This is a genomic window from Providencia sp. 6390, assembly GCF_058148425.1.
This window is the reverse complement of record NZ_JBYVYL010000016.1, coordinates 14,491-25,605: the sequence shown is the minus strand read 5'-3', so window position 1 is coordinate 25,605 and position 11,115 is coordinate 14,491. Positions and strand designations below refer to the sequence as shown.

Genomic DNA, 11,115 nt, shown 5'->3' with positions numbered 1-11,115 from the left:
TTCTGGCAACCCTTTTTTTGAAAAAAATAATTGTTTGAAGATAAAATCATCATAATGCTTTTTTTTCTAGCATAATGTATATAAAACGAACTAAAAAGTACCTTCAATATTTCTAGCTTTGAGGATCCGACACCTTTATTGTATGAATAAACGATACTCTTCTTTTCATTTCATTAAAAATAATGGCATTACGATGAACAAACATTTGAGATCTTACTTAGGAATTTACCCAACTACGGGTTCCAGTGTGTTTATTGACCCTTCTTCTGTTGTCATAGGGGATGTGCGAATCGCTGATGACGTTAGTATTTGGCCGTTATCAGTGTTACGTGGTGATGTAAATTATATTCAAATCGGAGCAAGAACTAACATACAAGATGGTTCAGTCCTCCATGTTACACATAAATCAAAAAGTAACCCCCAAGGAAATCCACTAATCATTGGCGAAGATGTCACTATAGGCCACAAAGTTATGCTACATGGCTGTACTATTGGTAATAGAGTGCTAGTAGGTATGGGTTCTATTATCTTAGATGGTGCAACTATCGGAGATGACATTGTTATAGGCGCTAACAGTTTAGTGACCCAAGGTAAAACGCTAGAAAGTGGCTACCTATATGTAGGTAGCCCAGCAAAAACGGCACGTAAACTTACAGAGAAGGAACTAGAGCACCTTCGTTACTCCGCTAATAATTACGTTCAATGGAAAAATGATTATCTTTCCTCAGGTAGCGAATAAACACTATCAGCCTCATTGCCTTGAGAAATCAGGGCTTCAAACTCTTCTTCTATATCCCAACGGTTATTTTGAAACAAGCTCATGGGTTGAGCACTACGACCATATCGGTGATAAAGTAATGTATCAGACATCACACACTCGGCTAGCATGCCATTGACCAATACAGGGAAGCGAATAACTCTATCTGTTTCGTCCCATTCCTCTCGATCAGGAAACTGTATTGCCTGATTCACTTTTTGAGTTCCTTATGTAGTGCAAGAAGAACAGGCTCTATTTCAGGAAGAATACCGTGCCATAATTTAAAAGCAAAAGCTGCCTGCCCAACTAACATCCCTAAGCCATCAGCAAGCCTATTCACTTGATATGAACTAGCAAAAGATAAAAATGGTGTTAATGAACGTTGATAGAACAGATCATAGCAAGCAACATGTTTTGAAAATATACTGGAATTAATTACAGGGATCTTGCCTTCTACACCAGAGGACGTCGCATTAATGATCAGATCAAAATCAGCTGAATTGATCTGGTCGATCTGCATTCCGTTAATTCTTCCAAAGCTCGTAAATTGCTTAACTAATTGTTCAACTTTGGAAAAAGTTCGATTTGTTAGAGTAATTTCACAACCATATTCCAAAAGAGGTAATAAAGCTCCCCTTGTCGCGCCACCAGCCCCAATGATCAATATGCGACTATTGCTATGGATAAAATTGAGTCGTTCCAAATCTAGCAACAATCCGATACCATCGGTATTATCACCTAATAATCGATCCCCACCGAGCTTCATAACTGTATTTACAGCACCACATGCTTGTGCCCTATCCGTTAGCTCTGATACCATCTGATAAGCCCTTTCTTTAAATGGGAGAGTCACATTTGCACCTTTTCCCCCCATTAAAAAAAACTCAGACAGTGTTCGTTCAAACCCATCTAATGGCGCTAACACTCGTTCATACTTAAGCGAGATGCCAACCTGCTCAGCAAACATTTGGTGGATAATTGGTGATTTACTATGTTCTATTGGATGACCAAAAACCGCATACTGCCCCATAAAATAGATTATCCTTTACGATATAACTGCCCAGTTTTAGCATCCCGAATTTCTGATGGGTTTAAACGTCCACCGACTGTGCCTTCAAGTACAGGGATACTCCCTTGAAACTGTTCAATGACTTCACCAGTTGTTCTGCAAGGTTCTTGCCCACTTAAGTTAGCACTCGTTGACACTAGTGGTTTCCCATATTGCTGGCAAAGTGATTTAACCAACTCATGGTCAGTTACCCTTACCGCTAATGTATCAAAACGCCCTGTTAACCATTTTGGTGTTGATTTTTTTGCAGGTATAACCCATGTAACAGGCCCAGGCCAACTATCAAGCATGGCTTGTTTTTGCTCAGAGGTCAGTTGACTGTCATCAACATAATTTTTTAATTGTTCATAGTTATCAGCGATAAGGATTAATCCTTTCTCCCAAGAACGCTGTTTTAGTTCAAGTAGCTTATTAACTGCTGCTTCGCTATCAGGATCACAACCTAATCCGAAAACTGCTTCGGTAGGATAAGCAATCACTTCTTCTTTATTAAGGGAAGCAATAATATTTTCAATTGCAGGTGTAGCTTCATTTTGCATAATTTTAACTCATTATTCTTTTTGTGGTTTACCACAGCGTTTACTAGCACAACACAATCTTACTCCTTGAGCCCCCTTTTTTTCCATAAGTAATGGATAATGGCAAAACTCACACTCGCCAACGATCGGTTTATTATTCAGAATAAACTGGCAAGTAGGATAACTGTCGCATGCGTAAAATGTTTTTCCAAACCTAGACTTGCGCTGTAAAAGATGTCCCGTTTTACATTGAGGACAAGATACTTTAGTTTCATCGGGCTTATCAATAAGCTCTATATGTTCACATTCTGGATAATAACTGCACCCAATGAACATACCAAATCGGCCTTGCTTTAAAACCAAATCATGCCCACATTTAGGGCATTCCAGCCCTTCTAATACCTTTATAATATGGCTTTCTGCAGAAGGACGCATAGGTTTAATATAATGGCATTGAGGATATGTGGAACACGCAAAAAAAGGTCCATGTGTACCATTACGTATTACAAGCTGTGAACCACACTCAGGGCAAAATTCACTTTTCTCTGTTTCAAAAGGCAATTGCTTTGACATGATTTTCTCTTAGACAACTAACTCAATTTTATATATCCACCAGCAACAGATGCTATTACACCTTCTATTTCTAATTCAGTCAAAATAGAGGCAACCTCCGCAATCGGTATTTGTGTGCGCTCAGCAATCATATCTATAGATGTCGGTTGATATTCAACTATACCTAGTACTTTGTGTTCTATTTGATGAAACTCAACATTCATTTTTTCTTCAAACAATGGTTCTAATGGTAACCAATTTAAACCAATATCAATATGACGTTTAATATCTTCTGGACTAATTAATGGGCATGCTCCTTCTTGTAATAACCAATGATTACCACTAAAAGCTGGGTTACCTAATGGAGCAGGGATCGTAAAAAGATCTCTATTCTGTTCTATGGCATAACGTGCTGTTATGAGAGAACCACTGTTTAGTCCTGCCTCGATAACAACGGTTGCTTTACATAAGCCACTAATAATACGATTTCGCCGGGGAAATTGCTTAGCTAATGGCGGCGCATAGGGAAAATACTCAGAAATGAGAATTCCTTCTTCCTTTATTTGCTCAGCCAAACCAGTATGCTGCTTGGGATAAATGTTAGCTAAACCACTACCTAAAACAGCGAGAGTTTTACCATTAGAAGCAAGAGCAGCCCGATGACTAACTGCATCAATACCAAATGCAAGACCACTTGTAATCGCCAAACTATAACGAACAAATTCACTAGCAAATTTCTCAGCCCATTTGCGCCCATATTCACTGGTTCTGCGGCTACCAACAATCGCAACTTGTGCTAGCGACAGTAACTCACTTCGCCCAATGACAAAAAGCACTAGTGGCGGGCTCGCTATTTGCGTTAAAAGCAATGGGTATAGTGGGCTACTAAAAGTGATCAATTGATTTTTTTCTTTCTCTAGCCACTTTCGTGCTTGCGTTATCTTTACTGAAGGGAAATGCATAAACTGTAAGCTTTGTAATTCATTCAACCCACATTGTTGTAAAACAGTTGTATTTATATGACTCAACAATATGAGTTCATTAATAATTTTTACTGCATGATTCGGCGAGAGCCGACTTACCTGAGACATCCTTAACCAAATTTCTTGGGTATCCATGGCATCTCCCTGACTTTATAATAAATATGTTCATCAGTGAACAATTCGTAACCAATACTGTCAATATGGCCGATAAATGTCTAGAATAGGCATTAATTCCTATTCACTTTTTGGACGCCGCTCGAAAAATTTATGTCAGTATTAAATGTATTACATTATCCAGACGAACGCTTACGCACAATCGCTAAGCCAGTAGAAATAGTTGATGCCGAAATCCAGCGTATTATCGATGATATGTTCGAAACGATGTACGAAGAAGAAGGTATCGGTCTTGCTGCGACCCAAGTTAATATCCACCAGCGGATCATTGTTATTGATGTTTCAGAGACTCGAGATCAGCGCCTTGTACTTATTAACCCTGAATTATTAGATAAATCAGGTGAAACGGGTATTGAAGAAGGCTGTCTTTCTATCCCTGAACAACACGGTTTTGTTCCACGTGCCGAAAATGTCAAAGTACGAGCTCTTAACTATAATGGCGAAGTATTTGAACTCGAAGCAAATGGCTTATTGGCGATTTGTATTCAGCATGAAATGGACCACCTTGTTGGTAAGCTGTTTGTTGATTACCTCTCGCCATTAAAACGCCAGCGCATCCGCCAGAAGGTTGAAAAACTGGACAGAATGAGAGCAAAAGAAACAAAAACGGCTAACTAATAAATTTATACAGGGAAATAACAGTGTCAGAATCGCTAAAAATTATCTTTGCAGGCACGCCTGAATTTGCTGCAGGCCACTTAGCGGCCTTACTTGAGACTAGTCATCAAGTAGTGGGTGTTCTCACACCGCCTGATAAGCCAGCTGGAAGAGGAAAGAAATTGACACCTAGTCCAGTAAAAATATTAGCCGAAGAGCATCAGATACCCGTTTTCCAGCCAGCAACGCTAAAAAAGGAAGAAAACCATCAATGGATCAAAGAACACAATGCTGATTTGATGATTGTCGTTGCTTACGGATTCATTTTACCAAAAGCAGTTTTAGACATCCCTCGTCTTGGCTGCTTGAATGTTCATGGCTCTTTACTACCTCGCTGGCGAGGTGCAGCACCAATTCAACGTTCTATTTGGGCTGGTGATGCAGAAAGTGGCGTAACCATCATGCAGATGGATGAAGGGCTAGATACTGGCGATATGCTCTATAAAGCAAAATGCCCAATTATGCCTGAAGATACCAGTGCAACACTTTATGAAAAACTGGCTGTTATCGGCCCTGAGGCATTGATTCGCACTTTAGAGCTCATTTCTAATCATCAGTGTGTACCAGAGAAACAAGACGATTCATTAGCTAATTACGCAGAAAAACTCTCTAAAGAAGAAGCTAAAATTGACTGGCAATTATCAGCAGAACAAATTGAGCGTTGCATTAGAGCTTTCAACCCTTGGCCTATGAGCTATTTTACGGTTCAAGAGCAGCTTATCAAAGTTTGGAATGCTGAAGCCATTGCTAAAAAACATGGTGAAAAACCAGGAACTATCATTAGTGCAGATAAAAATGGAATATGTATAGCAACCGCTAATGGACTGCTCAATATTACTCAATTGCAACCTCCAGGTAAAAAAGCAATGAGTGCACAAGATCTGCTTAACTCTCGCCGTGAATGGTTCACCCCAGGCCAGCAAATTAATTAAAATACCAATAAATTTGCCTGATATTATAGTTAGGCAAATTTATTTTAGTGACTAACGAATTCATCCTCACTTATGAAAAATACATATAACTTGCGTAGCATCGCAGCGGTAGCCATCGGCCAAGTCATCGATGGTGGACAATCTCTTAGCGCAGTATTACCTGAATTACAGAAGAATATAAATGATAAAGATAAATCTCTATTACAAGAGATTTGCTTTGGTGTATTACGCTATTTACCTAAGTTGGAATGGTTCGTCAGTCAACTAATGGAAAAACCATTAACAGGTAAGCAAAGAACATTACATTACCTTATTATGGTTGGGATCTATCAACTACTCTATACTCGCATTCCAGCTCATGCAGCCCTAGCAGAGACAGTCAATGGTGCTATAGCGCTAAAACGACCTCAATTGAAAGGGTTAATCAATGGAGTACTCAGGTCATTTCAAAGGCAACAAGCTCAGCTCGAAGAACGTAGTGCAGGTAACGCAAGCCAATACCTCCACCCTAGTTGGTTACTAAAACGTCTACAGCACGCTTATCCACAGGAATGGCAATCTATAGTTGAAGCAAATAACCAGCGTCCGCCAATGTGGTTAAGAGTTAATTCACAGCATCACAATACTAAGCAATACCAAGAACTATTAGCAAAAAAAGATATTCTTTCTGAACTACATCCAACTCATCCATCAGCAATAAGACTAGTTGAGCCTACATCAGTAACGAAATTACCTGGATTTGAAGATGGTTGGTCAACAGTACAAGATGTCTCAGCTCAAGGCTGTGCAGAATTACTTGAACCACAAAACGGCGATACTATTCTTGATCTATGTGCAGCACCCGGTGGAAAAACAACACATATATTAGAACTCGCCCCAAAAGCACATGTGATGGCAGTCGATATTGATGAACATCGTCTTAAACGAGTAAAAGAAAATTTGTTACGACTCAAGCAACATGCTGTTGTAATCCAAGGTGATGGAACAAAACCTGAACAATGGGCCAACGGACAATTATTTGATCGTATTCTTCTTGATGCACCATGCTCAGCAACAGGTGTAATACGCCGCCATCCAGATATCAAATGGTTAAGACGCGATTCTGATATTAACGAGTTAATGACACTCCAAGCTCAGATACTTGAATCAATTTGGCCTTATTTAAAGGTAGGTGGAACGCTTGTTTATGCAACATGTTCCGTGATGCCAGAAGAAAATAGCCATCAAGTAAAAAGCTTTTTAGCAAAACATCCTGAAGCTATACTCAACGATGGCACTGATGCAGGCTTACAAATACTACCAAGTGCAGCAGGTGGTGATGGCTTTTTTTATGCGCGCTTAGTAAAACAAGCTAACTAATCACATGAAATTTGTCTGAGATAGGAATAGTCAATGAAAATCATTATCTTAGGTGCTGGACAAGTTGGCGGAACACTTGCTGAAAATCTAGTCGATGAAAACAATGATATTACTGTCGTTGACACGAATGCCGATCGTTTGCGCCAATTACAAGATCAATTTGATCTTCGAGTCGTTAATGGCCATGGCTCACACCCACGGGTACTGCGTGATGCGGGAGCTGAAGACGCCGACATGTTAGTTGCCGTCACTAATTCTGACGAAACTAACATGATCGCATGCCAAATAGCATACAGTCTTTTTAATACGCCCAATAAAATCGCGCGGATCAGAGCTACCGAATACATTCGCGAAGCAGATAAACTATTTTTACCTGAACAGATCCCTATTGATTACCTCATATCTCCTGAACAATTAGTAATCGATTATATCTATAAGCTTATTCAATACCCTGGGGCATTACAGGTTGTTAATTTCGCAGAGGGTAAGGTCAGCATCGTTGCGGTTAAAGCCTATTATGGAGGCTCACTAGTAGGTAATGCACTCTCCAGTTTACGTGAACACATGCCACATATTGACGCCAGAGTGGTTGCTATATTTCGCCAAGATCGTCCAATACGTCCTCAGGGATCCACTATTATAGAAGCGGGAGATGAAGTTTTTTTCGTTGCATCGACGCAGCATATTCGAGCTGTAATGAGTGAATTGCAACGATTAGAGAAGCCATATAAACGCCTTATGATCGTGGGAGGGGGAAATGTTGGTGCTGGCTTAGCTAAGCGATTAGAGAAAGATTATAGCGTAAAGTTGATCGAACGAAACCAACAGCGAGCAACAGAACTCGCTGAACTGCTACATGATACTATTGTCTTTTATGGAGATGCATCTGACCAAGAATTGTTGACTGAAGAACATATTGAGCAGATGGATGTATTTATCGCTTTAACCAATGATGATGAAGCTAATATCATGTCAGCGATGCTTGCGAAAAAAATGGGGGCTAAAAAAGCAATGGTGCTTATTCAACGTACAGCCTATGTTGAATTGGTACAAGGCGGTGTTATTGATATTGCAGTTTCCCCACAACAAGCAACTATATCTGCTCTTTTAGGACATGTCCGTAAAGCTGACATTGTCAGTGTATCTTCTCTAAGAAGAGGCGTCGCAGAAGCCATCGAAGCTATTGCTCATGGAGATGAAAATACATCTAAAGTTGTCGGCAAGAAAATTTCTGAAATTAAACTCCCTCCTGGAACTATTATAGGTGCACTTGTTCGAGAGGATGAAGTAATTATTGCCAGTGACTACCATATTATTGAACAAGGTGACCACGTAATCATGTTTATCACTGATAAAAAGTATGTTCCCGATGTAGAAAAATTATTCCAGCCAAGTCCTTTCTTTTTATAAAAGAAAAACATGTTCTATTTGCAGCTTAATTGAACTAGATACTATAATTTGTTAACTAAATATTTATTTTACATCAAAGTATTTTACGTAGGGGGTCAAATGAGTTTTTTAAAAGAGTTCCGTGAATTTGCAATGAAAGGCAATGTTGTCGATATGGCTGTCGGTATCATCATTGGTGCTGCATTCGGTAAAATTGTTTCATCATTAGTTGCAGATATTATTATGCCGCCACTAGGCTTATTAATCGGTGGTGTCGACTTTAAGCAATTTAGTGTTATTTTGAGGGCAGCTGAAGGAGATATACCTGCAGTCGTTCTTAATTATGGCATGTTCATACAAACCGTATTTGACTTTGTAATCGTCGCTTTTGCTATTTTTATGGCAATTAAAGTCATGAATAAAGTGCGTCGTGAAAAAGAAGCTGCTCCAGATGCGCCACCCGAGCCAACTAAAGAAGAAGTATTACTCTCTGAAATTCGCGATTTATTGAAAGAACAAAATAAAAAGTAACAACTAAAAAGCCAGTGGTAATAAGTTAAAAAACTGATTACCACTGGCCTCCCAGTTACTACCCTTGTTATGTTTTCCTTTTCTATTATAACTTCCTTTACCTTTCTTATTTTTTTCAACTCTTTGTCTAAATAACGGATCATGTAACAATGCTTCAAGTGCATTATCTTTAATTTGTCCACGCTTGTGTTGATAATTACTCATAATATACCTTCTATTAATTAATAAACCTTTGATGCACCTTTTTCAAGGATCTCCATTATAGAGCAATATGTCGATGTATGCGCTTCGCCACAACAAGCTGAACTAAGCATTTTTAATGAATCTCTCATAATAATTAACTCTTGAATTCGCCTTTCAACTTCAACTAATCGAAGATCGACAATTTGTTTAGACTCTTGGCATGTATGGTGCTCTGGATCAACTCTTATTGATAATAACTCAGTAATTGCTTCTAAAGTAAACCCCAACTGCTTTGCATAGCGAATAAAGCGAAGACGCTGTAGATCTTGGTCAGTAAAAAGCCTATAGCCACCTTCTGTTCTCACTTTATGTCCCATTAATCCTTGTTTTTCATAAAAACGAATGGTATCAGGGGTAACATCAGCAAGACGTGCTATCTGGCCTATTTTATACATATTCATAAAGACTCCTACTCCGCATATAGAGTAAATAGGGTTCAAATGAAAAAATCCAAGTCAAAGGGATGTAAGCAGTAGACAGAATAGCAGGTACAAAAAAACCGGGCAAATATACCCGGTTTTCTTGAAAGCAGGCAGATTACTCTGCAGCTGCTTCTTGAGACTCAACAGCACGGTCAACAAGCTCGATGTAAGCCATCGGAGCGTTGTCACCTGTACGGTAGCCACACTTAAGAATACGAGTGTAACCGCCCGCACGAGCTGCAAAGCGAGGTCCCAGTTCATTAAACAATTTTGCCACGATCTCGTTATCACGAGTACGGGCGAATGCCAGACGACGATTAGCTACGCTGTCGGTCTTGGCAAGAGTAATCAGCGGCTCAACGACGCGACGCAGTTCTTTCGCTTTAGGCAGAGTCGTCTTGATGATTTCATGACGAACTAAAGAACCTGCCATGTTACGGAACATAGCTTGGCGGTGGCTGCTGTTGCGGTTCAATTGACGACCACTCTTACGATGGCGCATGACCTTATCCTTCTCAGTAAAACCTTAACCTGTGATCCTAATCATCAGCAATACTTGCTGGTGGCCAATTTTCTAAGCGCATGCCCAGAGAAAGACCACGAGATGCCAAGACGTCCTTAATTTCAGTAAGAGATTTCTTACCAAGGTTAGGCGTTTTAAGCAACTCAACTTCAGTACGCTGTACCAGATCACCGATGTAGTGGATAGCTTCTGCTTTAAGGCAGTTAGCAGAGCGGACAGTCAATTCCAGATCGTCAACTGGGCGCAGTAAGATAGGATCGAACTCTGGTTTCTCTTCTTTAACTTCTGGCTGACGAACATCACGTAAGTCAACAAAAGCTTCAAGCTGTTCAGCCAGAATAGTCGCTGCACGGCGAATCGCCTCTTCAGGATCGATTGTACCGTTAGTTTCCATTTCGATAACTAACTTATCCAAGTCTGTACGTTGCTCAACACGAGCTGCTTCAACATTATAGGCAATACGCTCTACAGGGCTGTAGCAAGCATCGACCAGCAAACGACCGATTGGGCGCTCATCTTCTTCCGAATGTACTCGGGCAGAAGCCGGCACATAACCACGACCACGCTGGACTTTGATACGCATATTAATTGATGCGCTTTCATCAGTCAGGTGGCAGATGACGTGCTGCGGCTTGACGATTTCGACATCGCCATCATGGACGATGTCGGCTGCGGTCACAGGGCCAATGCCAGATTTATTCAAGGTTAGAATAACTTCATCTTTACCCTGAACTTTTACCGCCAGCCCTTTCAGGTTGAGGAGAATCTCCAGGATATCTTCCTGTACACCTTCTTTGGTGCTGTACTCATGCAGTACACCATCAATCTCAACCTCTGTCACCGCACAACCCGGCATAGACGAAAGCAGAATACGGCGCAGTGCGTTACCAAGAGTATGACCGAAGCCACGCTCTAAAGGCTCAAGGGTCACCTTGGCGTGCGTCGAACTCACTTGCTCGATATCTACCAGGCGCGGTTTTAGAAACTCTGTCACAGAACCCTGCAT

15 protein-coding genes are annotated in these 11,115 nt (G+C 40.4%); 6 read left to right on the top strand and 9 right to left on the bottom strand.

What is annotated here, in order from left to right:
• The first annotated feature begins 193 nt into the window (after positions 1-193).
• Positions 194-739, top strand: a complete 546-nt coding sequence (locus AC3Z9T_RS21145) for a gamma carbonic anhydrase family protein (RefSeq protein ID WP_490128028.1) — start codon at positions 194-196, stop codon at positions 737-739.
• On the opposite strand, the gene AC3Z9T_RS21140 is transcribed toward AC3Z9T_RS21145, so the two are convergent.
• The 5 genes from AC3Z9T_RS21140 to dprA are packed head-to-tail and all read right to left on the bottom strand — an operon-like array spanning position 715 to position 4,014.
• Positions 715-972, bottom strand: coding sequence for a DUF1488 family protein (locus AC3Z9T_RS21140; protein WP_490128027.1), 258 nt, complete (start codon positions 970-972; stop codon positions 715-717). The genes AC3Z9T_RS21145 and AC3Z9T_RS21140 overlap by 25 nt on opposite strands.
• Complete coding sequence (gene aroE / locus AC3Z9T_RS21135) at positions 969-1,787, bottom strand: shikimate dehydrogenase (RefSeq protein WP_490128026.1); 819 nt, start codon at positions 1,785-1,787, stop codon at positions 969-971. Before aroE ends, AC3Z9T_RS21140 begins: the two co-directional genes overlap by 4 nt.
• An 8-nt stretch (positions 1,788-1,795) precedes the next feature.
• Entirely contained in the window at positions 1,796-2,365 is a 570-nt protein-coding gene (gene tsaC, locus AC3Z9T_RS21130; protein WP_490128025.1) for an L-threonylcarbamoyladenylate synthase type 1 TsaC, read from the bottom strand.
• A gap of 12 nt (positions 2,366-2,377) precedes the next feature.
• Positions 2,378-2,917, bottom strand: a complete 540-nt coding sequence (locus AC3Z9T_RS21125; RefSeq protein ID WP_490128024.1) for a DNA topoisomerase family protein — start codon at positions 2,915-2,917, stop codon at positions 2,378-2,380.
• A gap of 17 nt (positions 2,918-2,934) precedes the next feature.
• Positions 2,935-4,014: a DNA-processing protein DprA gene (dprA, locus tag AC3Z9T_RS21120; RefSeq protein WP_490128023.1), complete on the bottom strand. Its 1,080-nt coding sequence runs from the start codon at positions 4,012-4,014 to the stop codon at positions 2,935-2,937.
• 132 nt (positions 4,015-4,146) lie between these two features.
• On the opposite strand from dprA, the gene def reads away from it, so the two are divergent.
• The 5 genes from def to mscL all read left to right on the top strand — a co-directional run bounded on the left by def (position 4,147) and on the right by mscL (position 8,921).
• The gene (gene def / locus AC3Z9T_RS21115) at positions 4,147-4,671 is read left to right on the top strand and encodes a peptide deformylase (protein ID WP_490128022.1); all 525 of its coding nucleotides are present in this window, start codon (positions 4,147-4,149) and stop codon (positions 4,669-4,671) included.
• 23 nt (positions 4,672-4,694) lie between these two features.
• Positions 4,695-5,642, top strand: a complete 948-nt coding sequence (fmt, locus tag AC3Z9T_RS21110) for a methionyl-tRNA formyltransferase (RefSeq protein WP_490128021.1) — start codon at positions 4,695-4,697, stop codon at positions 5,640-5,642.
• A gap of 72 nt (positions 5,643-5,714) precedes the next feature.
• Positions 5,715-7,001, top strand: coding sequence for a 16S rRNA (cytosine(967)-C(5))-methyltransferase RsmB (gene rsmB / locus AC3Z9T_RS21105; RefSeq protein WP_490128020.1), 1,287 nt, complete (start codon positions 5,715-5,717; stop codon positions 6,999-7,001).
• Positions 7,002-7,034: 33 nt separating this feature from the next.
• On the top strand, positions 7,035-8,411 hold the full coding sequence (gene trkA, locus AC3Z9T_RS21100; protein WP_070928783.1) for a Trk system potassium transporter TrkA: 1,377 nt from the start codon (positions 7,035-7,037) through the stop codon (positions 8,409-8,411).
• A 99-nt stretch (positions 8,412-8,510) separates the two neighbouring features.
• Positions 8,511-8,921: a large-conductance mechanosensitive channel protein MscL gene (gene mscL / locus AC3Z9T_RS21095; RefSeq protein WP_490128019.1), complete on the top strand. Its 411-nt coding sequence runs from the start codon at positions 8,511-8,513 to the stop codon at positions 8,919-8,921.
• A 3-nt stretch (positions 8,922-8,924) separates the two neighbouring features.
• Here mscL and AC3Z9T_RS21090 read toward each other — a convergent pair whose 3' ends face one another.
• The 4 genes from AC3Z9T_RS21090 to AC3Z9T_RS21075 all read right to left on the bottom strand — a co-directional run bounded on the left by AC3Z9T_RS21090 (position 8,925) and on the right by AC3Z9T_RS21075 (position 11,115).
• Positions 8,925-9,125 carry an alternative ribosome-rescue factor A gene (locus tag AC3Z9T_RS21090; protein ID WP_490128018.1) on the bottom strand — a complete coding sequence of 67 codons (201 nt, stop codon included), beginning with the start codon at positions 9,123-9,125 and terminating at the stop codon, positions 8,925-8,927.
• A gap of 17 nt (positions 9,126-9,142) precedes the next feature.
• A complete protein-coding gene (zntR, locus tag AC3Z9T_RS21085; protein WP_490128029.1) occupies positions 9,143-9,559 on the bottom strand; it encodes a Zn(2+)-responsive transcriptional regulator in 417 nt (138 codons plus the stop codon).
• A 142-nt stretch (positions 9,560-9,701) separates the two neighbouring features.
• Positions 9,702-10,088 carry a 50S ribosomal protein L17 gene (gene rplQ, locus AC3Z9T_RS21080; protein WP_004907152.1) on the bottom strand — a complete coding sequence of 129 codons (387 nt, stop codon included), beginning with the start codon at positions 10,086-10,088 and terminating at the stop codon, positions 9,702-9,704.
• A gap of 37 nt (positions 10,089-10,125) precedes the next feature.
• Positions 10,126-11,115: a DNA-directed RNA polymerase subunit alpha gene (locus tag AC3Z9T_RS21075; protein WP_004926425.1), complete on the bottom strand. Its 990-nt coding sequence runs from the start codon at positions 11,113-11,115 to the stop codon at positions 10,126-10,128.